The organism is Nonomuraea sp. NPDC000554 (assembly GCF_040300065.1).
In the GTDB taxonomy this organism is placed as follows: domain Bacteria; phylum Actinomycetota; class Actinomycetes; order Streptosporangiales; family Streptosporangiaceae; genus Nonomuraea.
Map to the genome: position 1 here is coordinate 12,994 of NZ_JBEPDC010000049.1, position 25,651 is coordinate 38,644.

The following is a 25,651-nucleotide window of genomic DNA, read 5'->3' on the forward strand; positions in this document are numbered from 1 at the left end:
CGCTACGCGGCCCAGACCGGACGCGCCCCCGTGACGTTCAGCATCAGCGAGTACAGCGAGGAGGAGGCCGCGATGAACAGCCTGTTGCGCTTGGGCCCGCCGAACACCAGGTTGGCGACGAACTCGGGCAGGTGGAGCTTGCCGAGCAGGGTCCCGTCGGGGTGGTAGCAGTGCACCGCCTTGCCCGCCGCCGCCCAGACCCGGCCCGTGTCGTCCAGCCGCAGCCCGTCGAACCTGCCCTCGCCCGAGTTCTCCGCGAAGACCTTGCCGCCCGACAGCGTGCCGTCGTCGTGGACGTCGAACAGGCGCAGGTGGTTGCGGCGGGTGTCGGCGACGTAGAGCCGCTTCTCGTCCAGCGAGAAGGCCAGGCCGTTGGGCCGCTCGAAGTCGTCGGCGACGATCCGCACCTCACCGTCGTGCACCCGGTACACGTGGCAGCCGTCGATCTCCTGGTCGGCCTTGACACCCTCGTAGTCGCTGGTGATGCCGTACGGCGGGTCGGTGAACCAGACGGAGCCGTCGGAGCGCACGACCACGTCGTTCGGGCTGTTGAACCGCTTGCCCTGCCAGCGGTCGGCGATCACGGTGATCGAGCCGTCGTGCTCGGTGCGGGTGACCCGGCGGTTGCCCTGCTCGCAGGAGAGCATCCGGCCCTCGCGGTCGAGGGTGTTGCCGTTGACGTACGCGGACGGCCGGCGGAAGGTGCCGACGGCGCCGGTCAGCTCGTCCCAGCGCAGCATGCGGTCGTTGGGGATGTCGCTCCAGACGAGGAAGCGTCCGGCCGGGAAGTAGACGGGCCCTTCGGCCCAGCGGGTGCCGGTGAAGAGCCGTTCGACCTTGTCGTCGCCGCCGACGGCGGCGAAGCGCTCGTCCAGCACCTCGAAGTCTGTCGGGATGGTGTCCATCATGCTTGAACCATACATGGTTCGGCTTATCCCCAACATTGGGAGATATCATCATTCAGTGGATGAAATTGACAGGACGCTGATCAGACTCCTCCAGCAGGACGCGACGCAGCCGTACGCCGCGCTCGGCAAGGCCGTGGGGCTGTCCAGCGGAGCCGCTCACGAAAGGGTGCGCAAGCTGCGCGAGCGCGGGGTGATCAGGCGCACCACGATCGAGGTGGAACCGGGGGCGGTCGGCCGCGGGGTGGTGGCGTACGTGATGGTCGACGGCGGCGCCTGGATGGGCGACTCGGCCGGACGGCTGGCGGAGATCGAGGAGGTCGAGGAGGCGCACGTCATCGCCGGGCCCGCGTCGGTGCTGCTCAAGGTCCGCACGTCCACCACCCAGGAGCTGCAGCAGGTGCTCCGCAGGGTGTTCGAGGTGGACGGCGTGACGGGCACGCGGACGATCGTGGTCCTGGAGACCTTCTTCGACCGGCCCGTCCACATTCCTCAAGTAGAGTCGAGGTTATGACCGGGGTCGCGTGGAACGCGAAGGAACTCACCGTCGGGCAACTCGCGGAACGCAGCGGGGTCGCCGTGTCGGCGCTGCACTTCTACGAGGCCAAAGGCCTCATCACCAGCCGTCGCACGGCGGGGAACCAGCGCCGCTACACCCGCGACACGCTGCGCAGGGTGGCGTTCGTCCGGCTCGCGCAACGCCTCGGCATCCCGCTGAAGACCGTCAGGGAGGCGCTGGCCGAGCTGCCCGAAGAGCGCACGCCCAACCGCGACGACTGGGCGCAGCTGTCGTCCACCTGGCGGGCCGAGCTGGACGACCGCATCGAGCAGCTCCAGCGGCTGCGCGACGACCTCAGCGACTGCATCGGCTGCGGCTGCCTCTCGCTCGACCGGTGCCCGGTGGCCAACCCGCACGACCGGCTGGGCCGGGAGGGGCCGGGAGCCAGGCGCATCGACACCCGGCTGTGCCCGCCCCAGTCCGCCTACTGTGCCCCGTCCCAGCCGGCGGCTCCTACGCCTTGACGGGCGGCACGATCAAGGTCGGCCTGTGCGCGTGGTGCAGCACGTGGTTGGAGACGCTGCCCAGCAGCACCGAGCGCACCCCCGCCAGGCCGCGCGAGCCGGTCACGATCAGCGAGGCGTCGAGCTCGTCGGCCACGTCCACGATCGTCTTCCAGATCGACTCGTTGTCGGCGACCGCCCGGTAGCTCACGTCGCTCAGCCCCGAGGCCGTCGCCAGCTCCGCACCCTCCTTGGCGTTCCGCTCGGCCTCCGCCTGCCAGTCGTCGGCCGCGTCACTGAGCACCCCGGCCCCCGCGAGGGGGTACTTCCTGAGCTGCACCAGCAGCGGCTCCCACACGGTGAGGATCACGATGGGCCCGGCGGACAGGTGCTTGGCCGCGAACTCGATGGCGGCGCGCGAATCAGCGGAGCCGTCGTAGGCGATCAGGATGGTCATGGCGTTTCCCTTCGCTTCACTCTCTCGCTAGAGCACGGGGTGATCAGCGCTGATTCCGCCGCCGCCTGTCTGGTGCGTCACAATCGCTGTCTGAGAGGCTCGTTCCCGTGACCCGCGTTCCCCGGCTCGACGCGCGGCAGGCTCTGCGCGAGCTGCCCGTCCCCCTCGCCTACGACGGGCCGTGCCCGGGAGGTCAGGTCGGCGCGGCCTACGTGCGTTGGCCCGACGGGCACCGCTCGGTCCTCACGCGCGGCCCGGACGTGGGCCCGCTGCTCGCGGTCGCGCGGGCCGGAGGCGTTCCCGCGCCGCGCTACGAGCTGGTGAGCCCGCCGGTGGTGGTGCAGGAACTGCTGCCGGGCGCCGCGCCGCGCAGGTCGTCGCCGGTCACGGTGCGGTCGATGATCGAGGTCAACCGGCGCTGCCGGGGGCTGCTCGCCGGACGTCCCGACCTGCCGCCGCTCCGGCTGCACCTGCGGGGCGACGGCCCCGGCTTCTGCCTGCACCACACGCTGCGCGACTACGACACCCGGACACGGCGGCTGCTGGACCGGGTGGAGGAGATCGGCGCGGCCTTCCCCGACACGCTGGACGGCGACGATCTCGTCCACACCGACTTCCACCCGGAGAACGTCCTGGTGGACTCGTCCGGGACGGTCACCGGAGTGATCGACTGGGACGGCGCCGCCCGGGGCGACGCGGACTTCGACCTGTTCACGCTCCGCTTCGACCTCGCCCACCGGGCCCCGCACCTGCTCCACCTGCTCGACGGGCTGGTCGCCGACGAGGTGGCCGCGGTCTGCTGGGCGCACATGAGCCTGCGGATGGTGGACTGGGCGATCCGCCACTTCACCGCCGCCGACGTCACGACCTGGCTGGACATCTCCGAGCGGCTGGGCCGGTAGGTTGGAATGTCGAATCCCATGTCTCAGAGCGGATGCAGCATGAAGGACCAGCCGCCCACGGGGCTGACCCGCCGCCGCCACCGGCTGTCGGACGAGGAGACCCGGCAGCGGATGCTGGAAACCGCCGTCGCGATGGTCAACCGCACGGGGCTGACCGTGAGCCTCGAACACATCAGCTTCGAGGACGTCATCCGCGACGCGGGCGTCTCCCGGAGCGCCGTCTACCGCCGCTGGCCGTACAAGGACCTGTTCTTCAGCGACCTGCTCAGAGAACTCGCCCGCGCGACGACGCCCGCCATCGCCACCGGCGGCTCGGCGATCGAGCTGGTCAGCAGCGTCGCCCACGACCACCCGGACTGGCTGGAGACACCCGAGCTGCGCCACGAGCTGTGCCTGGAGATCCTCCGCCAGGGAGCCCTGCGCGACTTCGAGGCCATCCACGGCTCCACCGAGTGGCGCACCTACATCGCGCTGCACGCCACCTTCCTCAGCCTGGACGACGGCGATCTGCGCACCGACGTGCAGCACGCCCTGGCCAGGTCCGAGCAGGCGTTCGTCGACCGGATGGCGGCGGCCTACCGCCACCTGGCCGACCTCCTCGGCTACCGGCTGCGCCCGGAGCTCGGCGCCACCTTCGAGACGATGGCCGCCCTGGCCCAGGCCGGCATGCGCGGGCTGGTCACGATGGCCATGTCCACGCCGGACGTGGCCACCCGGCGCATCCGGGCCACCCCCTTCGGGTCGGCGAGGACGACGGACTGGTCGCTGCCCGCGATCGGCGCCGCCGCCACCGCCTTCTCCTTCATCGAACCCGACCCCGCCGTCGAGTGGACCGCCGAACGGCTGGAACGGCTCCGCCGGACCCTCGGCGTCTAACGGGCGAGCAGCGCGGAGACCGTGACGAAGCGGTACCCGTCGGCTCGCAGGCCCGTGATGACGCCCCTGATGGCGTCACGCGTGTGCTGCCCGCCGCCGTACCAGGGGTGCAGCAGGATGACCGAGCCTGGACGGGATCTCGCCCCGCTGACCCGCCTGCCTGATGAGCGCGTTCGTGGGCTCGACCTCGGCGGCGACCGTGTCCGGGGAGACGAAGACCATCCGGCGGTGGGTGTAGGTGTGGTTGCCCAGCTCGTGGCCCGCCGCGACCAGCCTCTTCGCGTACTCCGGATGCGCCTCGACCTGTGAGCCGATGACGAAGAAGGTGGCCCGCACCCGTTCCTTCGCGAGGGCGGCCGTGACCGCGAGCGCCGGGACCAACCACCTCCGCCGGGCCCGCTTCCCTTCCGGTGTGTTCACGGTGCGAGGAGGCCGCGGGAGCGCAGCTCGGCGAGGGTGTCGGGCGAGAGTGCGGGGCACTCGTGCACCGTGACCTCCTTGAGGCTCGGCAGGTCGGCGACCGTTCCCAGGTCGTTCAGTGCGGAACAGTTGTAGAGCTCCAGCGTGCGCAGGGCGGGGAGGTTCTCGGGTTCGCCGAGGGTTCGCAGGTCGGAGTACGCCACACAGAGACTCTCCAGCTGCCACAGCCCGGAGAACGGCGTGAGGTCGCCGATCTGCTCCAGCCCCTGGACGACCAGCTCACGCAGCGCGGGCATGTGCGCGAGAGCGGAGAAGTCGCGCAGGTCCGTCGCGTAGCACAGGCTGACCTCGGCGATCGACGGGTGGTCTTCGAGCCCGTCGAGCGAGGTGAGCTTGAGGAACCTGTCGATGGCCACCCCGGTCAGGGCCGGCAGCCGCTTGAGCGGACGCAGGTCCGGGATCGACGAGTCCGGCAGGCCGAGATTGGTCAGGTGGGGGTGGTGGCCGAGGCCGTCCAGGCTCTTCAGGTTCGTGCAGCCACTGAGCCACAGCCTGCGCAGCTCGGGCATGGCGGCGATGCCGTCGAGGCTGGTCAGGCGGGCGCAGTGCATGGTCAGTTCGGTGACGGAGTCGAGGCCGTGCAGCCCGGCGATGGTTCTGATCTTGGTGCCGGCCAGGTCCAGCTCGGTCAGGCGGCGTAGCCCTGACAGGGGAAGCACGTCCTCGATCGACCGGCAGTTGTCGAGGCTGAGGTACTGCAGCTCCGGGAAGGCATCACCGACTCCTTCGACGCTGCTCACCCCGCTGCTGCGCAGGTTGAGGCGGCGGAGGCGGCGCAGGCCGAGCAGCGGGGAGATGTCGGACACGCCGCGGCAGCTCTGGAGGCCCAGGGTTCTCAGCGCGGTGAGCCCGGCGAGCGGCGCGAGATCGGTGACGTCCGCGCAGCCGTCCAGCTCGAGTACGGTCAGCCCGGTGAGCGCGGCGAGCTCGGAGAGGTCCGTCAGGCCCTTGCAGTGGTCCAGACGCAGCGTCCGCAGCATCGTCAGGTGGCGCAGGCCGGTCAGCGAGTGGCGCTTGCGGAGCTCCAGTTCGGTACGCCCCTCCCCGGCGAAGGCGGGGGCGAGCAGGTGCTCGGCGAAGCCGTCCGGGGCGGGGGCCTGCGACCAGAGCCTGAGCAGCTTGTCGGTGGACGGCGCGGCGATCTCGGCGAACTCGGCGGCCAGCGCGAGGGCGTCCGCCCGGCCGTCGAGGACCAGCTCCCGGACGAACTTCCAGGCGCGCTCGGGGGACGCGGACGCCAGCTTGGCGCGGTGCGCGGACAGATCTGGTGATGGTGCTGAGAAGGTCACGCCACCGCACCATACGGGGCAACGGCGACAATCGCCGGAGATGTAGGGTCCGCGACTGGGTGAGCACTGGTTGCTGCGGAACGCGGGAATCCGGGATCGGTGCGCGGGAGCCCTGTCGGTCTTGTGTGAGCAATCGCCCTGGCTTCGGCCTCCAGCGCCGCGTTCTCCTCTCGGCCGCCGTGGCGCCTGACGCCCGGGCGACGCCGAGCGCGGTGGCCGCCGTCTGCCGTTCGCTCTGAGCTCTCGCCTCCGCGGCGGCGTCCTGCAACCAATCGAGATCACGAACCCGAGGACGAGGCATGCCCATAATAATAGAGCACGTGCTCCATAATAGTGTATCGTCGTATCTGGCGCTGTGAGGTGTACGGCAGCCTGTCGCCAGGCCGATATTCGCCCGATCCGATCTTCTGCGGATCTTTGAGAAAGTAGTTCTGAGCCGAAAGTCAGGAGCTTGATGTTCGCAAATTTCTGTCGGTCTTGCTCTCGCTGGGCTCCGTCATCGTCCTGCAAGCGGTCGACTCCGCACCGGCGAACGCGGGCGCGTACGGCCGCGCCGGATCACAGGCGGGCAACTGGCGCGTAGCGATGAAAGACGCGATGGCGGGGGACCTTCTGCCGTCGAGGGTTTACGGCGGCCTATTACACTTCCCCGCCGGAGCGCTCCGGCCGATCGGGGCCTCAGTACGAATTTCTCCGGATATGATCTCGCGCAGAATGTGCGGATGAACGGCTATTTAGCCACACCAGGCTACCTACTGGCTCAACTCTCGGCGATTTAATCGGACAAGACGAAACAAACGCCACCGCAGCATACTCCTTCCCTCGGCAGAAGCACCCACCTCTCCGCCCGGTGGAGGCGTAAGCCTTGAGATCGCGATTGCATCAGGGGCGCCGAGAAAGATATTTAATGAGCGCCCATTAAATACTGCGTTATAGGCCAACGGTATATCCACAATCGACAGGAGTGTGAGCATGGCGCCAGAATCGGTACCACCCAAGACCCTAGAAGACAACTGGCCCGGTCTGGAGGCGGAACGAGATGGCGTCATCTACAACGAAAAGGTGATCAGGGAAAGCGCTAAAGCACTGAGAGAAGCGCTGGGGCGCTTCATCGGCGAAGGCGGCAGTGCCAAGGGGAGCGGCTTGGCCGCCGGCCAGGGTTCCATCGAGGATCTGACCGCGTACACCGCGCTCGACGAGCTGCGGACCCAGTTGCAGAGCGTTGCCCGGTGGGAGGGCGGTCGTACCTTCGCCAAGATGCTGGAGACCTGCCACCAGGAGTTCACCACGATCTACCAGGAGGTCCAGAAGTCCTTCGATACCGCGATCGCGCTGATTGACGCCGGCGCGGGCAAATACACGGACGTCAGCGACGCGAACACGGGCGGAGCGTAGCCACCCATGGCCGAGAAGACCAACAAGAAGACGCACTGGCTCAAGCCCTCCCGCGGTGGGGATTGGACAATCGATGACGACGACCGCAGCGTGGCGGAGGTAAAGGACTTCATCAAGGGCATCAGCGTCAAGGAGATTCAGGATGCCGGAGCCTCCTACGTGGACGCGTGCTCGGTCGTCGCCAACGCCCAACGGGTACTCGGGCAGGAAGCCGAGGTTCTCGCCAAGGTCTGGGAGGGCAAGGCCTCCGTAACGGCACAGAAGGCCCTGAGAACTCTTTACGTAGCGCTCGGCGAACTCTCTGACAAGCTGCTGGCGATGGGCCGCCCGCTCGAGACCCTGGCCGGAGTGGTACGCCTACACCAGGAATACCTCGACGGCAAACTTTCGGACGCGAAGCGCTCGAGTTTCGGCCTCGGGAGCGATGGTCACGACCACACCGTTTTTAACGGAGTCCTGCAGCCGGGCAAGCATGGCGTGAATCTCACCTTCCACGATCTCCTGAATAAGCTGGCAGGACTGCAACTGGAAGCGTTCAGCAGAGACCTCGAGGCGATCTACAGCACCCTTCCCAAGCAGGTGGAGATGGAACTGCCTGCCATCGCCTATCCGGTAGCACCGCATCAGAAGCCCGAAACGGTCGACTATAGGTTAAGCGAGAGGCCGTCCGCCGGAACCTCCGCCCTCTCCTCCTCCCATATGAATCCCACCTACACCGACCACTCGGGCAGCAGCCCTGTACTTCCTGCTGGCGCGGACTCTTCCTCACCGCATCGCGAGCGCCCCCATTTTCCTAGTGATCCCGAGGACCGGAACAGGGCGGACATCGGCCAAGAGCCGGACATCCCATCGTCCGACGCCGCCCCGGGCATCACGAACGCGAACGGCAACGCCCCATCGCCTAGCGACCCCACCCGCAGCCCGAACGACCCCACAAATGCCTTGGACCGACCCACTGACCTGCCTACCAAGCTGGCAGACTTCCAGCGCTCAATCGACTCGGATAGCACCCCGATCCACTCCACTCCCAAGAGCCCGAACCACTCCCCGGCCACTGACCCCAGCATTCCCGGTACCGGCATTGGCATCGGATCGGGAGCCCCGGCGACGAACAACGGTATTCGGGCCACCACGACGAACGGGGTGGGCACCCCCTTCACGCCAATGAGCGGGATGGGCGGTGTGAGCGGCCAGGAGGAGCAAGAGGGCGAATCCGGCACCTGGCTCCTCGAGGAGGATGACGTCTGGGGCGGCGATATGAACGGTGTGGTCCACGACAGAATCGGCTGATCGCCATGGGAACCTCGCGACCGTGACGCGCCTGCGGCACGCCCCACCCCATGGATCACAAAAGTCCCGTAAGTCCGACATCGCAGAGCGTTATCAAAGCTCATGATCAGGCGGATTTGTCGTCAGGTACGGTTCCAGCCGGACAAGCCGTGTCCGTAAATCTTGTTACCAGGGTGTTCGACTGGTGAGAAGATCGGGGGTGCTCCGAATAGCAAACGCAGTACTCGCAAGATTGCCGGAACCGCTGCACGCACTTGCGCTGAAGCACCGTGAACCGCTGAAGTTCGCGGTGGTGGGTGGAACAGCGTTCTTAGTGGACAACACGGTGTTCTATGGGCTGAAGCTGACCATTTTGGAACCGAAGCCGGTGACCGCGAAGATCATCGCGGTGCTCGTGGCGACGATCGTGTCCTACGTGTTGAACCGCGAATGGTCGTTCCGGACCAGGGGCGGCCGCGAGCGCCGTCACGAGGCGGCGCTGTTCTTCCTGGTCAGTGGCGTCGGTCTAGTGCTCAGCTCCGCGCCGCTATGGATCTCCCGGTACGTATTTCGTCTGGAGACCCCGGATGTGAGCCTGGTGACCCAGGAGATCGCCGACTTCATGAGCGCGCAGATCATCGGCACGCTGATCGCCATGGTCTTCCGCTTCTGGGCGCTCCGGAAGTGGGTCTTCCCCGACGAGCAGGCCCAGTCCGGCAGCGTGCGACTGGCTCCCGATACCACGGACGAGGCGGCTTGATGGCAGCGAATCCGGAAGCCGTTTCGGCGGTTGGACTGCTTCATGCCGCTGCTGCGCCCCACGAGCCCGGCCCTGCGGATGACCGCCGAATAGATAGCGAACAAAAGTCCCACAAGTCCGATATCACGGAGCGTTATCAAAGCTCATGATCAGCCGCACTTGCTCACGGAGTCGCGGATCCTACAGAGATGTAGGGTCCGCGAATGACTGAGCACTGATTGCTCGGCAGACGCGGAAATCCGGGCTTAGTGCGCACTGGGTCTCCGGCCTTGGATGAGCAGCCGCTTAGGTCCGAGCACAGTCGCTGAACACGTAGCGTCACGGTTTCTAGCGACGGCCTAGCTGGACGACCCGTTCGCCGCACACATGCCACAGTTGACGACCCCGTCGCACTACTCGACGCGGCAGCGAAGACAATCAATGGCCTCGGCTGGCGTGACCCCGGCAGCACAGAGGTAAGGCTGGCACTACCAGAGATCAGGGTGCTGGCAACAAGGCCGCTCGTTGCAGCCACATCTACGGTTTCGGGCATGACGTTTTCTCGCATGATGGTGACCGGCGGGCTCGCCCTGGGCTGCCTTGCCGCCGCGGTCCCCGCCGAAGCCGCATCCGCACAAACCGTGGCCCGCGGCGCTGTGATCTCCTCGACCCAGGTGGAGAAGCTGGACAAGAGCCAGGTCGTCGAGCGACTCAAGGCGACCGGCTTCGACCCGGCGCAGGTGAAGTTCGGCGTGCGCGCCTATCGCGTGGTCTATCGCACCATCGACGCCAAGGGCCGCTCCACCACCGCCAGCCAGTTGGTCGCCCTGCCTGACAACGGCTGGCGCGACCTGCGGGTCGTCTCCTGGTTGCACGGCACCCAGGTGTACCGGGGCGAGGTGGCCTCGGTGAACGAGAAATCCACCGACCGCGCCGCGGCGCTGCTGTTCGCGGGGGCCGGGCATGCGGTGTCCGCCCCTGACTATCTTGGCCTGGGCAAGGGGCCCGGCTATCACACCTACGGAGACCCGCAGACCACGGTCTCCGCCCCGGTGGACGCCCTGCGCGCGACCCGCGCCTTCGCCGGCAGGCACGAGCGCCGGCTCAACTCACGCGTGCTGGTCAGCGGCTTCTCGCAGGGCGGCCCCGCGACCATGATGGTGGGGCGCGCCCTGCAACAGAGGCAGGACCCGTACTTCCGGCTGGGCGGCCTCGCCCCGATCGCCGGCCCGTTCGACCTGAGCACCTTCGAGGCCGCCGCCGCGGACGACAAGATCCGGAACTCCTCGCTCTACCTGGCCTACTTCGTGATCGCGGCGAACCGCTACACCGACATCTACCACACGCCGAGCGAGGTCTTCCGCGCCCCCTACGACGAACAGGCGGAGAAGCTCTTCGACGGGTACCACCAGACCGCGGAGATCGCCAAGGCGTTGCCGCCGACGTCCGAGACCTTGTTCACCGCGGAGTTCCTGGACAGGGTCCGCAAGCCGACCGGCAAGCTGAAGGAGCTGCTGACCGCGCTCGACTCCACCTGCAACTGGAAGCCGGACGTTCCGGTGCGCCTCCATCACGCCAAGGGCGACAAGGACGTCGCGTACGACAACGCGCTGTACTGCCAGCGTCAACTGCGATCCCACGGTGCGACGCAGACCCTCACCGACGCCGGGGACCTGGATCACAACCAGAGCGTCCGCAAGGCGCTGCCGCTGGTGGTCGCCGATTTCACGGGGAACCGGGCTTGATCCGTCCAGTCTCAGCTATGTTCTTGGGAACGACTTCAGGGATCAACTGCGGCCAGTACGTCCGGATCATTCAGATTGCACATGAAGATGCCGACAAAAGCGATGATCTCTGGCTCTCTCGGGCTCGTGGCGGTATTGACCGGATGCGGAACCAGCGACCCGCTGGATGAGGACACCGTGTCGTACGACGTCACCGACAAAGTGGCGGTGCTGTACGCCGAAGCCGCCAACGCATCGCGGATCCTACAAGAGAAAGAATCGATCAGTGCTGGGCCATGTCCACGAAACGGCTGTAGTGGCCCTGGAAAGCGACCGTGACCGTTGCCGTGGGGCCGTTTCGGTGTTTGGCGACGATCAGGTGCATAAGATGTCCCCCGCTCCCAGAATGCGGCGGGCGATATCTGCTTTGCGTTCCAGCGCGGTTGGAGCATTGTCATACAACAGGTGGATGATCTTTTTGGCCGACTTACCAGTTGTTCCGATGTTAAAGATGCTCTTGTGTGGGCGCACCGAGAGGCCCGTCACGCCATGGGAAGCAAGAAACTCGTTGAACACTGCTAATAGCCGATACTCTCCGACTAATCTCACCTGCGCTTTTCCGCCGTACTCACCTACTGATCCGTCTCCATCCACAACACCACGCCAAAAATGACGCGAACTGACTAGCTCACGATCCACGGAGCCGCCGTAACGACCAAGGGCGAGGAGTCGATGCGCCAGCCTTTCGGATCGCACCGAGAAGCTGCAGGCGCGGCCAGAAGATACGTCCGAGATGGCATGTGTTGACCCGAAAAAGTCCCGCAACTTCACAAGATGCTCTCGATCACGCGCCGACAGAGCCACGCCGATCTGGGGTTTGAGCCCCTCCCGGAAGTGAACGGTCCCATCCGCGAACAAGAACCCTATCCAGTACATGCCGTCGGCCGAGAGATCATCGAATACATCCTCTCGCAGGGAGTGCTTGCCGCGTATCACGACGCCACGCCTACGAAGAACGCCTCGAATGGACATATCCGACACCTCGAAGGCGGCTGCAATCCGTGTAGAGCTTTCTCCCGCCGTGTAGCGTTCGACAGCCGCTGCTTTCTGTTCTGGGGTCAGCTTCGCGTTGGTGCGTATCGCGACGCCACGCCGACGAAGAAGGCCAACAACGGCTTGACGAGTAACCCCCGAAGACTTCGCGATCACGGAGGCGCTTTCGCCCGCCACGTAACGCTGGACTATTTCCGCCTTCTGCGCCGTGGATAGCTTGCCCCCCATATACATGGAGCAATCCTAGTGGGCAGCCATGTCAACGAAGCGGGAGTAATGCCCTTGGAAGGCAACTGTTACGGTGGCGGTAGGGCCGTTGCGGTGCTTAGCTACTATAAGGTCGGCCTCGCCCGCTCTGGGCGACTCGCGCTCGTAGGCGTCCTCGCGGTGCAGCAGGATGACCATGTCGGCGTCCTGCTCGATGGAGTTGTGCAGGCTGATGCCGTTCGCGACGAAGTTGTGCGTGCCCAGCACCGTCGCGTCGTAGACGGGCTGCTCACCGAGGGGCTCGACCGCGGCGACCTCGTCCCAGCAGACGTCGTTGGTCGCCAGCAGGTCGAGGTCGGAGTCGTCGAGGACGGCGGCGACCCTGCCGATCCGCTCCCTGGAGCCCCCGGCCGGCACCGGCTCCCGCTCCAGCAGGGCGGTGCGCAGCCGGCCCCGCAGCGCCTCCGGCACGCTCGCCCCCACCGCGCCGCGCAGGCGCGCCGCACTCGCCTCGACCACCGGCCGCGGGCCTCCGCCGATCTCGTCGAGGAAGCGGAGCTGGTTCTCGGGCCCGTCGACGACCAGCGAGCGGCCGTCGATCCTGGTCATCACGTTGAAGCGGAGCAGCAGCCGGGCCACGTCGTCGAGCAGGCGGCGGCTGCCGGACGTGTACCGCACCTCGCCCTCGACGCTGCCGCCCGCCGCCCACAGCAGACGCAGGAACTCCGCGAGCTGCTTTCTGGGCAGCGAGAACGCCGCCATGGGCACGGCCTCGCCGGTGAGTGCAGCGAGCCCGGCCGGCTCGTCGACGGGCGCCAGGTCGAGCGGCGGCGGGACGTGCCTGGGCACCGCCACCCTGGAACCCGCCGTCAGGCCCTCCAGCGGACGCCAGCCGTCGTAGGTGAGGAAGGGGTGGTTGGCCGTGGCCTCCACCTCCCGGCCGGACCGCAGCCTGACGCGGTAGACCCGCTTCACGCCGCTCGGGAAGACGTGCGTCATCGTTCGGGGCACCAGCTTGAGCCGGTCGTCGAGGGACCAGACGGGGATGTCGCGCGCGCCCGACTCCAGCAGCTCGCCGAGTGTCACCTCCGCGCCGGTGTCGGCGCGCATGATCCGGGTGGACGCGGTCAGGCAGCCCGACTCACGCAGGTCGCTGACCATGGGACGCTTGTCGGTGCGCTGCTCAGGACCTCGGTTGAGCTGCGAGATCGCGATGACCGGCACCTCCAGCTCCTTCGCCAGCAGCTTGATCGCACGGGAGATCTCGGAGACCTCGTTCTGACGGCTCTCGGTCTTCTTCGGCGAGCTCATCAGCTGGAGGTAGTCGATGACCACGAACCGCAGGTCGTTGCGCTGTTTGAGGCGCCGGCACTTGGCCCTGATCTCCATCATCGACATGTTCGGCGAGTCGTCGATGAACAGCGGCGCCTCGGCGACCTCGCTCATCCGCCGCGCCAGCCTGGTCCAGTCCTCGTCGCCCATCAGGCCGGACCGCATCGCGTTCAGCGCCACCCGCGCCTCCGCCGACAGCAGTCGCATGGTGATCTCGTTGCGCGACATCTCCAGGGAGAAGATGACCGTGGTCATCCCGTGCTTGATCGCCGCGGACCTGGCGAAGTCGAGGCCGAGGGTGCTGTTGTGCGTCGGGACGCAGGCCCGGCCCGCGAGGTACAGGTGGTCGGGGTTGTCGACCTCGACGCAGCGCACCGGCCGCGACGGGACGGGCCGCGCGTCGACGATGTGCCGTACTGCCGTCGACACGTCGATGACGTACCCGGCGGACCGCTCGGCGCGCACGGTGGCCTGGTAGCCGAGGCTCAGCACCAGCTCGCGGACGTCGCGGGCGAGCCCCTCATCGGCGACGGCGATCTCGCTGCCGCCGAGCCCGGCGAGCAGGCCCGCCAGCAGCGCCCGCCGCTGCTCCTCCGACGCCCGCAGGTAGGAGGCGGGGATCCGCGTCTCGGTGAGGACGCCGCGCGCACCGCGCGGTTCGGCGGGGACGCCGTGCGGTCCAGCGGGGCTCGCGTCGTGGCCCAGGCGGCTGCCCAGCTCGTACGGCGACAGCGGCAGGCGCCGCTCCCCCAGCTCGAACGGCGCGGGCAGCGCGACGGCGTGGTTCGGCCGCCCACCAGGGGACGTGCGCAGCGTGGCGGCGATCTGCGCGGTGGTGAGGACGCTTCCGGTGGTGCGCCACTGGTGCTGGGCGTCGGCGACGATCACCGTGCCGTCGCTGAACTCCACCTCGTAGCAGGGCCTGCCGTGCATCACCTCGGTCGCCGCGACGACCCTGGTGGCCCTCCCGTCGCCGCCGATCAGCCGGTCGCCGACCCGGACCTCGCCCATCGTGGTCCAGCCGGTGGGCGTCGGCAGCGGCGTGTCGAGGGCGAGCGCCTTGCCGATGGCGGGACGCGCGGCCACGACGATCATCTGGCCCGGATGGAGCCCGTTGGTGAGCTGGTCGAGGTCCTGGAAGCCGGTGGGCACGCCGACCATCTGGCCGCCCCGGCTGCCGATGGCCTCCAGCTCGTCGAGGGCGCCCGGCATGATCTCGGAGAGCGGCAGGTAGTCTTCCGACGTGCGGCGCTCCGTGACCTTGTAGATCTCCGCCTGGGCCCGGTCGACCAGGTCGTCGACCTCCTCGTTCTGGCCGCCGTAGCCGAAGGAGACGATGCGGGTGCCCGCCTCGATGAGCCTGCGCAGAATCGCCTGCTCCCGGACGATCCGCGCGTAGTAGCCCGCGTTCGCCGCCGTCGGCACCACGGCCGTGAGCGTGTGGAGGTAGGCCGCGCCGCCCACGCGGGCCATCTCGCCGCGCTTCTGCAGGTCGTCGAAGACCGTGACCGCGTCGGCCGGCTCGCCCCTGCCGTACAGGTCGATGATGACGTCGTAGATCATCTGATGGGCGGGACGGTAGAAGTCGTCGGACCGCAGGACCTCCACCACGTCGGCGATGGCGTCCTTGGACAGCAGCATGCCGCCGAGGACCGACTGCTCCGCCTCGATGTTGCTGGGCGGCGTGCGCTCGAAACTTGGGCCTCCGCCGGCCTCTTCGTCCATGCTCACTGCGCCCCCTAGAACACCGCTGGGCGGTCGCACCACCCCCACTTGTAGTCGACCGGTGTGACAGTTTCGCGGGTTCGCGTCCCAAGGGCAACGCGGCCTGTGGATAACCCTGTGGTCAAGCTGTGCACTACTCCCCCCAGGGTGTGAAAGCTCTGTGGACGAGCCTGGGGATAACTCTCAGAGATATCCACCGAACCTCATCCGACCTGGGGAAACACTGTCCACCGACTGTGGAGGAAAGAAAGTTGGACCGCCACGCCGTGTAATGTCCATAATGGTCGAGTGCTCATTACGTCCAGGGACAAGGAGATCCTACGGCTGGCCGTGCCCGCGTTCGGCGCGCTGGTCGCGGAGCCGCTGTTCCTGCTCGCCGACTACGCCATCGTGGGGCACGGGCTGGGCACCACCGCGGTGGGCGCGCTGGGCGTGGCGGGCACGGTCCTGGCGACGATGGTGAACCTGTGCGTCTTCCTCGCCTACGGCACCACCGCGTCCGTCGCCCGCCAGACCGGGGCGGGCAACCACATGCGGGCCATGCGCAACGGCGTCGACGGCATCTGGCTGGCGCTCGCCATCGGCGTCGCGCTCATCGCGGTGTGCTGGCCACTGGCCCCCGCCATCGTCCAGCTGTTCGGAGCCGCCCCTGAACAGGCCGAGCAGGCCGTCACGTACCTGCGGATCAGCCTGCTCGGCGCGCCCGGCATGCTGGTCGTGCTGGCGGGCACCGGGGTGCTGCGCGGGCTGCAGGACACCGTCACGCCGCTGGTCGTCGCGGTGGGCTCGTTCGCGCTCAACGCCGCGCTGAACGCCTGGTTCGTCCTCGGGCTGCACTGGGGCATCGCCGGGTCGGCCTGGGGCACGGTGCTGGCCCAGACACTCGGCGCGGCCGTCTACCTGGCCGTGGTCGTCAGAGGCGCGGTACGGCTCGGCGCGCCGCTCACGCCCGACCTCAACGGGGTCAAGCAGGCGGGCACGGCCAGTTTCGCCCTGCTCATCCGTACCGTCTGCCTGCGCGTCGTGCTGGTCGTGGCGACCGTCGCCGCCACCAGGATGGGCCAGGCCGAGCTGGCCGCGTACGCCATCGCCACCCAGATCTGGACCCTTCTCGCCTTCGCCCTCGACGCCATCGCCATCGCGGGCCAGGCGATCACCGGCCGCGCGCTCGGCGCGGGCGACACCGCGGCCACCAGGGCGGCGACCAGGCGCATGGTGGCCTGGGGCTGCTGGTCGGGCGCGGTGCTCGGCCTGCTGGTCGTGGCCGCCAGGCCGCTGCTGCCCGGCCTGTTCGACGCGGATCCGCAGGTCACCGAGCAGCTCCTGGCCGTGCTCTGGCCCGTCGCGCTGTTCCAGCCGATCTGCGGCGTGGTGTTCGTGCTCGACGGCGTGCTGATCGGCGCGGGCGACCAGCGCTACCTCGCGTGGGCGGGCGTGTGGACGACGCTGGCGTACCTGCCCGCCGCGTTCGTCGCCTCCGGTTTCGGCGTCGTTGCTCTTTGGTGCGCGCTCGGGCTGTGGATCGTGGCACGTTCGATCACGCTCGTCCGGCGCGCTGTGGGTGACGCCTGGCTGGTGACCGGGGCGTGACCGTCCTGTGCTTGCTGTTGCGCAAGTGATCTGGGCACTGTGGGCGAGTTCCACGAGCGGGGTGTGCCTTGTCCACGATTCTGCGGCGGCTGCCGCCTGCCGAGGCGACCGAATTGCGCACGGGCGCCCGGCACAGCCTGGCCGAGCTCTACCGCCCGGCCGACCTGGTGGTGCTGGGGCTCGGCGTGATGATCGGCGCGGGCATCTTCAGCATCGCCGGAGAGCAGGCCGCGACCATGGCCGGGCCCGGCGTGATCCTCTCCTTCATGATCGCCGGGATCGCGTGCATGCTCGCCTGCCTCTGTTACGCGGAGCTGGCGTCCACGATGCCGACGTCCGGCAGCGCCTACACCTTCACCTATGTCATCTTCGGCGAGGTCTGGGCGTGGATCATCGGCTGCGCGCTGATCCTGGAGTTACAGCTCGCCGCCGCCGTGGTGGCCAGGGCGTGGGCGGTCATCGCCGTCAAGGCGATCAGCGGCTTCGGGGTGCTCCTGCCCCACCAGGACGTCCTCCAGGACGTCTTCGCCTTCCTCATCCTGGTGCTGCTCACCGGCGTCGTGGCAGTGGGGGCGCGGATCGGGCTGCGAGCGCTGTGGATCATGGTGGCGGCCAAGCTGCTCGCCATCGGCGCGGTCATCGTCGTCGGCGCGCTGCACGTGGACGTCGCCAACTTCGGCGACTTCTCCACCGAGCCGAAGCCGATCTCGGCGCCTTCCGCCACCGTGCTCGACCTGTTCGTGGGGCAGAGCCACACCTTCGGCTGGTTCGGGGTGTTCGCCGCGGCGCCCGCCATCGCGTTCGCGTACATCGGCTTCGACGTCGTCGCCACCGCCGCCGAGGAGACCGTGAACGCGTCCAGGGAGGTGCCGAAGGGCATGATCCGGAGCCTGGTCGTCGCCACCGTCGTCTACATCGCGGTGGCCCTGGTCATGGTCGGCATGGTGCCGTACTCGAGCATCTCGCGGGAGGCGCCGCTGTCCAGCGCGTTCCGGTCGGCGGGGGTCCACTGGATGGCGCACGTCATCGACGTCGGCGCGGTGCTCGGGCTGACCACGGTGATCCTGGTGCTGATCGTGGGGCAGACGCGGGTGCTCTTCTCGATGGCCCGCGACGGGCTCATCCCGCGCGGCCTGGCCTCGATCAGCCGCAGGTACCACACTCCGACCCGGGTGACGCTGGTGATCGGGCTGGTCGCCGTCCTGCTCGCCGAGTTCGTGCCGGTGCTCACGCTGCAGCAGCTCGTGGTAATCGGGACGCTGTTCGCGTTCCTGTTCGTCTCGGCGGGCGTGATCGTCATGCGCAAGCGCATGCCGGACCTGGAGCGCGGTTTCCGCATGCCGCTCTCGCCGCTGCTGCCCGCGCTCTCGCTCCTGGCGACGCTCTGGCTGATGGTGAACCTGCAGGTGCTGACCTGGCTGTGGTTCGCCCTGTGGATGGCCTTCGGCCTGCTCGCCTACCTCCTGTACGGCAGGCGGCACAGCCTGCTCGCCACCGGGCACCGCCCGCTCGAACCCCTCGGCCGCGGGCGGCACCGGCGTTAGAGCCGCCCGGCGTCGAGCACTCTGCGCAGGAAGGCGCGGGTACGGTCGTGCTCGGGGTCGGCGAAGACCTTCTCCGGCGGCCCCTTCTCGAGGAGGACGCCGCCGTCGAGGAAGCACACCGTGTCAGAAATATCGCGACAAAAGCTCATTTCGTGGGTGGTCAGGATCATCGTCATGCCCGACTCCTTGAGCTCCCGCACGACGTTGAGAACCTCCATGACCAGCACCGGGTCGAGCGCCGAGGTGATCTCGTCGAGCAGCATCAGCCTGGGCTGCGTCGCCATCGCCCGGATGATCGCCACTCGCTGCTGCTGACCGCCGGAGAGCTGGTCGGGGTAGGCGCGGGCCTTGCCGGCCAGGCCGAACCTGGTCAGCAGGTCGTGCGCCTGCTCCTCCGCCTGCGCCTTCCCGACGCCGTGCACCTGACGAGGGGCGAGCGTGACGTTGTCGAGCACGGACATGTGCGGGAACAGGTTGAACGCCTGGAAGACGATGCCCAGCCGCTTGCGCACGTCGTCGACGTCCACGCGCGGGTCGGTGATCTCCTGGCCGTCGAGGTGGATCGCGCCGTCGTCGACCGTCTCCAGCAGGTTCACGCAGCGCAGCAGCGTGGACTTGCCCGACCCCGACGCGCCGATCAGGCTCACCACCTCGTGCGGACGCACCTCCAGGTCGATGCCGCGCAGCACGCTGTGACCGTGGAAGTTCTTCCACACCCCGTCGATCGTCAGCAGGCTCACGCGCCCCGCCTCCTTCGCGTGCGCTCGGCCAGATGGTCGGTGAACCTGGCCATCGGAATGGTGAGCAGGATGAACAGCAGGGACGCCACCAGGTACGGCGCGTAGTTGAAGCTCAGCGACACGTGGATCTGCGACTGCCTGAACGCCTCCGGGAGGCCGATCGTCGCCACCAGCGCGGTGTCCTTCTGCAGCGAGACGAAGTCGTTGAGCAGCGGCGGCACGACCCGGCGGGTGGCCTGCGGCAGCACCACGAACCGAAGGGTCTTGACGTGGCTCAGGCCGAGCGAGCGGGCCGCCGCCACCTGGCTCGGATGGATCGACTCGATGCCCGACCTGAACACCTCGGCCACGTACGCGCCGTACGAGAGGGTCAGCGCGATGACGCCGAGCGTGGCCAGGTCCGAAGGGATGCCCTGCAGCTTGAGCGCCGGCAGCCCGAACCCGACCAGGTAGATGACCAGGATCGTCGGCACGCCCCGGAAGATGTCCGTGTAGAGCGTCGCCAGGATACGGATCGGGAAGAACGCGGGCGTTCTGATGCCCCGCGCCAGCGCCACCAGCAGGCCCACGACGAGGATGATCAGCTCGGCGATCAGGAAGATCTTGATGTTGATCAGGAAGCCGTTCAGCACGTCGGGGATCGCCTTGACGAACTCCTCGCCGTTGAAGAACGTCTCGCGCACCCGCGGCCAGCCGGGCGCGTTCGTCACGACCAGGACGACCAGGACGATGAAGACGATCGTCGAAGCGGTGGCGATCGATCCCGAACGGCGGGCCCGCGACCTGCGTACCCGCTCCCGCTCGACCTGCCGCTCACTCTTGGCCCAGACGACGTCGCTCACGACCCCACCGCCGCCCGGCACGCCCCGGGCGCGGACGGCACCCGGCCACGCCGGTCGCTCACGCCGTCCAGGTTCCCGAAGCGGCCACGCCCCTCACTGGGGGCCCGCATGGTCACGTCAGTTCCGGCGCGCCGGCCGCCGCGCCGAGCCACTGCTGCTCGATCTTGGCCAGGTCGCCCCTCGACTTCAGCGTGTCCACGGCCTTGTCCAGGCAGCTCTTCAGCGGGCTGCCCTTCCCGATGACCATGCCGAACTCCTCGGGCGCGGCACCCGTCGCGCTGAACTGGCCGACGATCTTCGACTTCTCGATCTGCGCGGCCGTCACGTAGAACGCCGTCGGCAGGTCCACGACCAGCGCCTCAACCTGGTTGTTCTTCAGCGCGTTGACCGCGTCGATCTGCTCGTTGTACACGTTCGGGTCGGCGGCGGGCTTGATGACGTCCTTGACCGCGCTGAGCGACGTGGTGCCGACCTGCACGCCGATCTTCGCGTCCTTCAGCTCGGCCAGGCTCTTCGCGGCGGCGAACTTGCTGCCGTCGATGGCGACGATCGCCTGCTTGACCGTGTAGTAGCCCTTGCTGAAGTCGACGGCCTTGGCCCGCTCCGGGGTGATCGAGACCTGGTTGACGTCGAAGTCGAACTGCTTCTCACCGGGGGCGAAGGCCGAGTCGAACTTGACCGTGCTCCACTGCACCTCGGTGCGGTCGAAGCCGAGCTCCCCGGCCACGGCGAACGCCACCGCGCTCTCGAAGCCCTGGCCGTTGTTCGGGTCGTCGCCCTTGAACCACGGCTCATAGGCGGGCTTGTCGGTGCCGATCGTCAGCTTGCCGGCGTTGACGAGCTTGAGCTGGTCCTTGCTGCACGAGGTGGGCGTGGTCGGGCCGGCCGTGGCCGTGTTGTCGGCGGGCGCGCAGGCGACGGCCGCCGCCGCGAGCGCGCCGAGCGCGAGCAACATAGAGGGACGGACCATGGCGGGGCCTCCAGGGGAAAACGCGGGGAAGAACGAGCAAATTCTACGACGTCCAGATGGGGATATATGTCCCCCCACCTGCTGAGACGATCACCTTCGCCCGTGGCGAAGCCGTTCCGCCATGAGCGATGCAGGGCTGTCCGCCGCAGGCGACGCAGGCACTCTGGGAGGAAACCGTGATCTCCGGCCCCCACGAGCCGTGAAGGGCCCGACTGGTGAGGTGATGGCGTGGTGGCGATCGCACAGGTGCACGGCCCGTCCGACTGGCGGGGTGGCGAGATCGGCGGCAGTTCGGAGTGGCGGTTCCCGCTCGGCGCGGCCCACCGGGCCGAACTGCTCGCCGCGGTCCGCGCCGTGGAGGCGGCGGACCTGCCGCTCACCCGGATCTCACCCGAGACCTTCGCGCTGCCGGCGCTCGGCCCCGTCCTCCGGCGGCTCACCGGCGAGCTCATGGACGGTCGCGGCTTCTGCCTGGTCGAAGGCGTGCCCGTCGAGGGGATGAGCGAGCGCCAGTGCGAGATCGCCGCCCTCGGCATCGGCTGCCACGTCGGCGGCATCGTCCCGCAGGGCCCTGGCGAGACCCCGCTCCGGCACGTGCGCGACGTGGGCGTCGACCCGTCGGAGCCGACGAGCCGCAGCTACCAGCACAGCGGTCGGCTCGGCTACCACGCCGACCCCACCGACGTCGTCGCCCTCCTGTGCGTGCGGCCGGCGAAGTCCGGTGGCCTCAGCACCATCGTCAGCTCGGCCGCCGTGCACAACGAGATCGTCCGCACCCGCCCCGATCTGGCCGAGGTGCTGTACGAGCCGTGGTGGTTCGACCGGCGCACCGGAGACGGCCCTGACAGCTTCTACACCAGACCGGTCTACACCGTTCACGACGGGAGGATGGCCGCGAACTACGGCCCCGACTACATGCGTTCGGCGCAGCGCGGCGCCCACGTGCCACCGTTCACCCCGGCGCAACTGGAGGCGATGGACGTCATCGACAGGCTCAACAACGACCCGCGCTTCGCGCTGACCATGGACCTGCGCGCGGGCGACATGCAGTTCCTCAACAACCACGCCGTCATGCACAGCCGCACCGCCTACGAGGACCACCCCGAGCCGGAGCTCCGCCGCGACCTCATCCGCCTGTGGCTGGCCACCGAAAGCCTGACAGCACCGCCCGGGCAGCACGCGCCCATCCAGCGCGCCCGAAACGTCCGGGGCGGACAGCAGAACGCGGCCCCTCTCCGAGGAGAGGAGCCGCGTACAGGCTGAGCCGTCACCCTCCGGAGAGGGCGACGGCATGCAGGCTGATCGTCAGCCGGCGACGACCTCGACGTCGACGGACGCCGAGACCTCGGGGTGCAGCTTGACGCTGACCTTGTGGCTGCCGACGCTCTTGATCGGGTTGACGATCTCGATGCGGCGACGGTCGAGCAGCGGGCCGCCGGCGGCCTTGACGGCCTCGGCGATGTCGCCCGTGGTGATCGAGCCGAACAGGCGGCCGGAGTCGCCGGCGCGGGTGGTCAGCCGGACGCGCAGGGCGCCGAGCTGGCCCGCGACCTCCTTGGCAGTGCCGAGGTCGCGGATCTCGCGGGCGTCACGAGCCTTCTTGATGGACTCGATCTGCTTCTCCGCGCCACGCGTCCAGCGCATCGCGAAGCCGCGCGGGATGAGGTAGTTACGGCCGTAGCCGTCCTTGACCTCGACCACGTCGCCAGGGGCGCCGAGGCCGGAGACCTCGTTGGTGAGGATGAGCTTCATATCGACAGTCCTCCCTTAGCGCGCGGTGCTCGTGTAAGGCAGCAGAGCCACCTCACGGGCGTTCTTGATCGCGGTCGCCACGTCACGCTGGTGCTGGGTGCAGTTGCCCGTCACCCGACGCGCACGGATCTTGCCGCGGTCGGAGATGAACTTCCGCAGCAGCGCAGTGTCCTTGTAGTCGACGTAGGAGATCTTGTCGTGGCAGAACAGGCAAACCTTCTTCTTGGGCTTGCGCAGTGCCGGCTTGGCCATCGTGGTGCTCCTTTCAGAGCCCCGCCGTCAAGCGGGAATGGACTCGGGCTGGTGAACTGGGATTAGAAAGGCGGTTCGTCGCTGAAGTCGCCGCCGCCGCCGAAGCCGCCGCCCTGCTGGCCGCCACCCTGCTGGTAGCCGCCGCCACCGCCGCCGCCGAAGCCACCGCCCTGGGGCGAGGCGGGCGAGGCAGAGGCCCAGGGGTCGTCGGCCGGGCCGCCGCCGAAGCCGCCGCCACCGCCACCACCCTGACGGGAGGTGCGGTTGACCTTGGCGGTGGCGTTACGCAGAGACGGGCCGACCTCGTCGACCTCGACCTCGTAGACGGTGCGCTTCTCGCCTTCCTTGGTCTCGTAGGACCGCTGCTTGAGCCGCCCCTGCACGATGACCCGCATGCCGCGCTGGAGGCTCTCGGCGGCGTTCTCCGCCGCCTGCCTCCACACGTTGCAGGTCAGGAAGAGGCTTTCGCCGTCCTTCCACTCGTTGGTCTGACGATCCATGAACCGCGGAGTGGAAGCGATGCGGAATCGAGCCACCGCTTGCCCCGTCGGGGTGAAGCGCAGCTCCGGGTCATCGACAAGGTTGCCGACGATGGTGATTACGGTGTCGCCTGCTGCCATGGCTAGCGCTCGCCTTCCTGCACGCCTTCGCTTGGGTTACGGCTCAGATTACGGCTGCCGCCCGACAAAAAGCCGGGCAACGAGCTGCTTAGTGCACGTCGGGGCGGATGACCTTGGTACGCAGGATCCCCTCGTTGAGGTTCATCTGCCGGTCGAGCTCCTTGACCGTCGCGGGCTCCGCGGACAGGTCGATGACGGCGTAGATGCCTTCAGACTTCTTGTCGATGTCATAGGCGAGACGGCGACGGCCCCAGACGTCGACCTTCTCCACGGTGCCGCCGTCGGAGCGGACCACAGTGAGGAACTGGTCGAGGGACGGCGCCACAGTGCGCTCATCGAGCGAAGGGTCCAGAATGACCATTACTTCGTAACGACGCATGCGGGACTCCAACCTCCTCTGGACTCTTGCGGTCACGGCGCTCTGCCGTGACAGGAGGACGCTGACGTTCAGCCCCGGCGCCCCTTTCGGCGCCCAGGGGTGACGGATCACCCATCACAACGCAGCGTTGACCAGGTTACCAGCCCCCCGCAGGTGGGAAGGCCTTTAAGGAATAAGGGGGTGGTGAATATGCCACACTTGCTCCAGCCCTCCAAGAGCGAGCGGTTCCGCCTCACGTTGAACTCCGACGGGCAGTCGCACCCGATCGAGAACCTCATGGCGATCAGCACCCTGGTGTGCGGGCTCGTGGCGTTCGTCGCGACGTTCTTCCCCGGCGGTCACGTCGTCTCGTCGTGGTTCGGCACGCTCGGCTTCGGAATGGGGCTCTACTCGCAGTACATCTCCGTGACCACGCCGCAGCGCTCGCTGAACATCGTCGGGGTGGTGGCGTCCTTCGTCGGTGTCGCGCTCGGCATCGCCCGCGGCGGGTTCCTCCCGTAGGTCGCCTGACATGAGCGACGGCCCCGGCGCACGGGGCCGTCCTCTTTGCTATGCGTCACCCTCCGATGTGCAGGTCCACGCCCAGCAGGACGAGGAACCACAGGAAGACGGCGAGCAGGGCTTGGGCGATGTCCCTGAGAATTCCCGGCGTGATGTAGTGGTGCGCCCAGGCCACGTAGATGCCTACCAGAACCCAGATCAGGAGGATCAGGGAGCGCCAGCGCCAGCGGGCCATGTCGTTCTCCTCGAGTAGGGGGCGCCCGGCGACTGCCCTGCCGCGGGTCGGTCAAACGGATAGGCTCGTTGACATGGTGCGCATCGGAGCTCACGTCAGTCAGGACGATCCCGCGGCCCACGCCGCCGCGGTCGGGGCCGAGGTGGTGCAGTTCTTCCTCGGCGACCCGCAGGGCTACAAGGCGCCGGTGCTCCCGGAGCGGCCGGTGGAGGGCGTCGACATCTACATCCACGCGCCGTACCTGGTGAACGTGGCGACGACCAACAACCGCATCCGCATCCCAAGCCGCAAACTGCTGTCCCAGCACCTCGAGGCCGCCGCGGGGCTCGGCGCCAAGGGGCTGATCGTGCACGGCGGGCACGTCAACAAGAGCGACGATCCACAGACCGGGTTCGACAACTGGCGCAAGGTGTTCGAGCGCATGGAGAGCCCGATCCCCGTCCTGATCGAGAACACGGCGGGCGGCGACAACGCGATGGCGCGCAAGCTGGAGCGGATCGCCCGGCTCTGGGACGCCCTCGACGGCTTCGACGTGGGCTTCTGCCTCGACACCTGCCACGCGCACGCGGGCGGCGAGGAGCTGGTCGACCTGGTCGACCGGGTGAAGGCGATCACCGGCCGGATCGACCTGGTGCACTGCAACGACTCGCGCGACGACTTCGACTCGGGCGCCGACCGGCACGCCAATCTGGGCAAGGGGAAGATAGATCCGGAGCTGATCCTGGCGGTGTGCCGGGCGGCCGGAGCGCCGATCGTGGTGGAGACCCCGGCGGAGGGCCAGGCCGAGGACATCGCGTTCCTGAGGAAGAACCTCTAGGGAAAACACACAGGCTGTGGATAACTTCCCTGGATTACGCAGCCGCACAAGTGG

Annotated in this window: 28 protein-coding genes; 13 read left to right on the forward strand and 15 right to left on the reverse strand. The window is 68.0% G+C overall.

From position 1 onward, the window contains the following. Positions 1–2: 2 nt before the first annotated feature. Positions 3–908, reverse strand: a complete 906-nt coding sequence (locus tag ABT294_RS49050) for an SMP-30/gluconolactonase/LRE family protein (RefSeq protein ID WP_350813426.1) — start codon at positions 906–908, stop codon at positions 3–5. A 55-nt stretch (positions 909–963) separates the two neighbouring features. Between ABT294_RS49050 and ABT294_RS49055 the strand changes: the two genes are divergently transcribed. Both ABT294_RS49055 and soxR read left to right on the forward strand, forming a co-directional pair. Continuing rightward, positions 964–1,419, forward strand: a complete 456-nt coding sequence (locus ABT294_RS49055; RefSeq protein ID WP_350813427.1) for an Lrp/AsnC family transcriptional regulator — start codon at positions 964–966, stop codon at positions 1,417–1,419. Then, the gene (soxR, locus tag ABT294_RS49060; protein WP_350813428.1) at positions 1,416–1,928 is read left to right on the forward strand and encodes a redox-sensitive transcriptional activator SoxR; all 513 of its coding nucleotides are present in this window, start codon (positions 1,416–1,418) and stop codon (positions 1,926–1,928) included. Before ABT294_RS49055 ends, soxR begins: the two co-directional genes overlap by 4 nt. Here the strand turns inward: soxR and ABT294_RS49065 are convergent. Beyond that, positions 1,918–2,364, reverse strand: a complete 447-nt coding sequence (locus ABT294_RS49065) for a universal stress protein (RefSeq protein ID WP_350813429.1) — start codon at positions 2,362–2,364, stop codon at positions 1,918–1,920. The two genes, soxR and ABT294_RS49065, sit on opposite strands and share 11 nt — an antisense overlap. Positions 2,365–2,471: 107 nt before the next feature. Between ABT294_RS49065 and ABT294_RS49070 the strand changes: the two genes are divergently transcribed. Both ABT294_RS49070 and ABT294_RS49075 read left to right on the forward strand, forming a co-directional pair. Further along, positions 2,472–3,266: a phosphotransferase family protein gene (locus tag ABT294_RS49070; RefSeq protein WP_350813430.1), complete on the forward strand. Its 795-nt coding sequence runs from the start codon at positions 2,472–2,474 to the stop codon at positions 3,264–3,266. Between the two features lie 39 nt (positions 3,267–3,305). Beyond that, complete coding sequence (locus ABT294_RS49075; protein ID WP_350813431.1) at positions 3,306–4,142, forward strand: TetR/AcrR family transcriptional regulator; 837 nt, start codon at positions 3,306–3,308, stop codon at positions 4,140–4,142. Between the two features lie 75 nt (positions 4,143–4,217). Here the strand turns inward: ABT294_RS49075 and ABT294_RS49080 are convergent, their stop codons facing one another. Both ABT294_RS49080 and ABT294_RS49085 read right to left on the reverse strand, forming a co-directional pair. Then, the gene (locus ABT294_RS49080; protein WP_350813432.1) at positions 4,218–4,562 is read right to left on the reverse strand and encodes a polysaccharide deacetylase family protein; all 345 of its coding nucleotides are present in this window, start codon (positions 4,560–4,562) and stop codon (positions 4,218–4,220) included. Continuing rightward, positions 4,559–5,911 (reverse strand): leucine-rich repeat domain-containing protein, encoded by a 1,353-nt coding sequence (locus ABT294_RS49085; protein ID WP_350813433.1) that lies wholly within the window; start codon positions 5,909–5,911, stop codon positions 4,559–4,561. Before ABT294_RS49085 ends, ABT294_RS49080 begins: the two co-directional genes overlap by 4 nt. A gap of 972 nt (positions 5,912–6,883) precedes the next feature. Between ABT294_RS49085 and ABT294_RS49090 the strand changes: the two genes are divergently transcribed. The 4 genes from ABT294_RS49090 (at position 6,884) to ABT294_RS49105 (ending at position 11,059) form a co-directional block, all read left to right on the forward strand. Continuing rightward, a complete protein-coding gene (locus ABT294_RS49090) occupies positions 6,884–7,306 on the forward strand; it encodes a hypothetical protein (protein WP_350813434.1) in 423 nt (140 codons plus the stop codon). A 6-nt stretch (positions 7,307–7,312) separates the two neighbouring features. Continuing rightward, a complete protein-coding gene (locus tag ABT294_RS49095; protein ID WP_350813435.1) occupies positions 7,313–8,596 on the forward strand; it encodes a hypothetical protein in 1,284 nt (427 codons plus the stop codon). 232 nt (positions 8,597–8,828) lie between these two features. Continuing rightward, positions 8,829–9,335, forward strand: a complete 507-nt coding sequence (locus tag ABT294_RS49100) for a GtrA family protein (RefSeq protein ID WP_350813436.1) — start codon at positions 8,829–8,831, stop codon at positions 9,333–9,335. A 530-nt stretch (positions 9,336–9,865) separates the two neighbouring features. Then, positions 9,866–11,059: a lipase family protein gene (locus ABT294_RS49105; RefSeq protein ID WP_350813437.1), complete on the forward strand. Its 1,194-nt coding sequence runs from the start codon at positions 9,866–9,868 to the stop codon at positions 11,057–11,059. A 262-nt stretch (positions 11,060–11,321) separates the two neighbouring features. Here the strand turns inward: ABT294_RS49105 and ABT294_RS49110 are convergent, their stop codons facing one another. Genes ABT294_RS49110 through dnaB form a run of 3 tightly spaced genes read right to left on the reverse strand, consistent with a single transcriptional unit; the run spans position 11,322 to position 15,361 of the window. Further along, positions 11,322–11,423: a DnaB-like helicase C-terminal domain-containing protein gene (locus tag ABT294_RS49110; protein WP_350813438.1), complete on the reverse strand. Its 102-nt coding sequence runs from the start codon at positions 11,421–11,423 to the stop codon at positions 11,322–11,324. Further along, positions 11,414–12,325 carry a hypothetical protein gene (locus tag ABT294_RS49115; protein WP_350813439.1) on the reverse strand — a complete coding sequence of 304 codons (912 nt, stop codon included), beginning with the start codon at positions 12,323–12,325 and terminating at the stop codon, positions 11,414–11,416. Before ABT294_RS49115 ends, ABT294_RS49110 begins: the two co-directional genes overlap by 10 nt. Before the next feature lie 9 nt (positions 12,326–12,334). After that, positions 12,335–15,361: a replicative DNA helicase gene (dnaB, locus tag ABT294_RS49120; RefSeq protein ID WP_502912244.1), complete on the reverse strand. Its 3,027-nt coding sequence runs from the start codon at positions 15,359–15,361 to the stop codon at positions 12,335–12,337. A gap of 282 nt (positions 15,362–15,643) precedes the next feature. On the opposite strand from dnaB, the gene ABT294_RS49125 reads away from it, so the two are divergent. Both ABT294_RS49125 and ABT294_RS49130 read left to right on the forward strand, forming a co-directional pair. Next, positions 15,644–16,945: an MATE family efflux transporter gene (locus tag ABT294_RS49125; protein ID WP_350813440.1), complete on the forward strand. Its 1,302-nt coding sequence runs from the start codon at positions 15,644–15,646 to the stop codon at positions 16,943–16,945. 68 nt (positions 16,946–17,013) lie between these two features. Further along, positions 17,014–18,489, forward strand: coding sequence for an APC family permease (locus tag ABT294_RS49130; RefSeq protein ID WP_350813441.1), 1,476 nt, complete (start codon positions 17,014–17,016; stop codon positions 18,487–18,489). On the opposite strand, the gene ABT294_RS49135 is transcribed toward ABT294_RS49130, so the two are convergent. The 3 genes from ABT294_RS49135 to ABT294_RS49145 all read right to left on the reverse strand — a co-directional run bounded on the left by ABT294_RS49135 (position 18,486) and on the right by ABT294_RS49145 (position 21,041). Then, positions 18,486–19,229, reverse strand: a complete 744-nt coding sequence (locus ABT294_RS49135; RefSeq protein ID WP_350813442.1) for an amino acid ABC transporter ATP-binding protein — start codon at positions 19,227–19,229, stop codon at positions 18,486–18,488. The two genes, ABT294_RS49130 and ABT294_RS49135, sit on opposite strands and share 4 nt — an antisense overlap. Next, positions 19,226–20,071 carry an amino acid ABC transporter permease gene (locus tag ABT294_RS49140; protein WP_350813443.1) on the reverse strand — a complete coding sequence of 282 codons (846 nt, stop codon included), beginning with the start codon at positions 20,069–20,071 and terminating at the stop codon, positions 19,226–19,228. The genes ABT294_RS49135 and ABT294_RS49140 overlap by 4 nt, the downstream gene beginning before the upstream one ends. A gap of 112 nt (positions 20,072–20,183) precedes the next feature. After that, positions 20,184–21,041 (reverse strand): ABC transporter substrate-binding protein, encoded by an 858-nt coding sequence (locus tag ABT294_RS49145; protein WP_350813444.1) that lies wholly within the window; start codon positions 21,039–21,041, stop codon positions 20,184–20,186. A 228-nt stretch (positions 21,042–21,269) separates the two neighbouring features. Here ABT294_RS49145 and ABT294_RS49150 point away from each other — a divergent pair, with 228 nt between their 5' ends. Next, positions 21,270–22,304: a TauD/TfdA family dioxygenase gene (locus ABT294_RS49150; RefSeq protein ID WP_350813445.1), complete on the forward strand. Its 1,035-nt coding sequence runs from the start codon at positions 21,270–21,272 to the stop codon at positions 22,302–22,304. 42 nt (positions 22,305–22,346) lie between these two features. On the opposite strand, the gene rplI is transcribed toward ABT294_RS49150, so the two are convergent. The 4 genes from rplI to rpsF form a co-directional block, all read right to left on the reverse strand. Further along, positions 22,347–22,793, reverse strand: coding sequence for a 50S ribosomal protein L9 (gene rplI, locus ABT294_RS49155; protein WP_350813446.1), 447 nt, complete (start codon positions 22,791–22,793; stop codon positions 22,347–22,349). Between the two features lie 15 nt (positions 22,794–22,808). Then, on the reverse strand, positions 22,809–23,045 hold the full coding sequence (gene rpsR, locus ABT294_RS49160; protein WP_020543048.1) for a 30S ribosomal protein S18: 237 nt from the start codon (positions 23,043–23,045) through the stop codon (positions 22,809–22,811). A 62-nt stretch (positions 23,046–23,107) separates the two neighbouring features. Then, on the reverse strand, positions 23,108–23,665 hold the full coding sequence (locus ABT294_RS49165) for a single-stranded DNA-binding protein (protein WP_350813447.1): 558 nt from the start codon (positions 23,663–23,665) through the stop codon (positions 23,108–23,110). 88 nt (positions 23,666–23,753) lie between these two features. Continuing rightward, complete coding sequence (gene rpsF, locus ABT294_RS49170; RefSeq protein WP_350813448.1) at positions 23,754–24,044, reverse strand: 30S ribosomal protein S6; 291 nt, start codon at positions 24,042–24,044, stop codon at positions 23,754–23,756. Positions 24,045–24,233: 189 nt separating this feature from the next. Between rpsF and ABT294_RS49175 the strand changes: the two genes are divergently transcribed. After that, a complete protein-coding gene (locus ABT294_RS49175) occupies positions 24,234–24,545 on the forward strand; it encodes a hypothetical protein (protein ID WP_350813449.1) in 312 nt (103 codons plus the stop codon). 55 nt (positions 24,546–24,600) lie between these two features. Here ABT294_RS49175 and ABT294_RS49180 read toward each other — a convergent pair whose 3' ends face one another. Next, a complete protein-coding gene (locus ABT294_RS49180) occupies positions 24,601–24,780 on the reverse strand; it encodes a hypothetical protein (RefSeq protein WP_350813450.1) in 180 nt (59 codons plus the stop codon). Positions 24,781–24,853: 73 nt separating this feature from the next. On the opposite strand from ABT294_RS49180, the gene ABT294_RS49185 reads away from it, so the two are divergent. After that, positions 24,854–25,597 (forward strand): deoxyribonuclease IV, encoded by a 744-nt coding sequence (locus ABT294_RS49185; protein WP_350813451.1) that lies wholly within the window; start codon positions 24,854–24,856, stop codon positions 25,595–25,597. Positions 25,598–25,651: the final 54 nt, after the last annotated feature.

Coding starts and splice junctions, on each gene's coding strand:
- ABT294_RS49050 (WP_350813426.1), bottom strand. CDS start 908: ATGATGGACACCATCCCGACAGACTTCGAGGTGCTGGACGAGCGCTTC.
- soxR (WP_350813428.1), top strand. CDS start 1,416: ATGACCGGGGTCGCGTGGAACGCGAAGGAACTCACCGTCGGGCAACTC.
- ABT294_RS49065 (WP_350813429.1), bottom strand. CDS start 2,364: ATGACCATCCTGATCGCCTACGACGGCTCCGCTGATTCGCGCGCCGCC.
- ABT294_RS49075 (WP_350813431.1), top strand. CDS start 3,306: ATGAAGGACCAGCCGCCCACGGGGCTGACCCGCCGCCGCCACCGGCTG.
- ABT294_RS49090 (WP_350813434.1), top strand. CDS start 6,884: ATGGCGCCAGAATCGGTACCACCCAAGACCCTAGAAGACAACTGGCCC.
- ABT294_RS49095 (WP_350813435.1), top strand. CDS start 7,313: ATGGCCGAGAAGACCAACAAGAAGACGCACTGGCTCAAGCCCTCCCGC.
- ABT294_RS49105 (WP_350813437.1), top strand. CDS start 9,866: ATGACGTTTTCTCGCATGATGGTGACCGGCGGGCTCGCCCTGGGCTGC.
- ABT294_RS49110 (WP_350813438.1), bottom strand. CDS start 11,423: ATGCACCTGATCGTCGCCAAACACCGAAACGGCCCCACGGCAACGGTC.
- ABT294_RS49115 (WP_350813439.1), bottom strand. CDS start 12,325: ATGTATATGGGGGGCAAGCTATCCACGGCGCAGAAGGCGGAAATAGTC.
- ABT294_RS49145 (WP_350813444.1), bottom strand. CDS start 21,041: ATGGTCCGTCCCTCTATGTTGCTCGCGCTCGGCGCGCTCGCGGCGGCG.
- rplI (WP_350813446.1), bottom strand. CDS start 22,793: ATGAAGCTCATCCTCACCAACGAGGTCTCCGGCCTCGGCGCCCCTGGC.
- rpsR (WP_020543048.1), bottom strand. CDS start 23,045: ATGGCCAAGCCGGCACTGCGCAAGCCCAAGAAGAAGGTTTGCCTGTTC.
- ABT294_RS49165 (WP_350813447.1), bottom strand. CDS start 23,665: ATGGCAGCAGGCGACACCGTAATCACCATCGTCGGCAACCTTGTCGAT.
- rpsF (WP_350813448.1), bottom strand. CDS start 24,044: ATGCGTCGTTACGAAGTAATGGTCATTCTGGACCCTTCGCTCGATGAG.
- ABT294_RS49175 (WP_350813449.1), top strand. CDS start 24,234: ATGCCACACTTGCTCCAGCCCTCCAAGAGCGAGCGGTTCCGCCTCACG.
- ABT294_RS49180 (WP_350813450.1), bottom strand. CDS start 24,780: ATGGCCCGCTGGCGCTGGCGCTCCCTGATCCTCCTGATCTGGGTTCTG.
- ABT294_RS49185 (WP_350813451.1), top strand. CDS start 24,854: ATGGTGCGCATCGGAGCTCACGTCAGTCAGGACGATCCCGCGGCCCAC.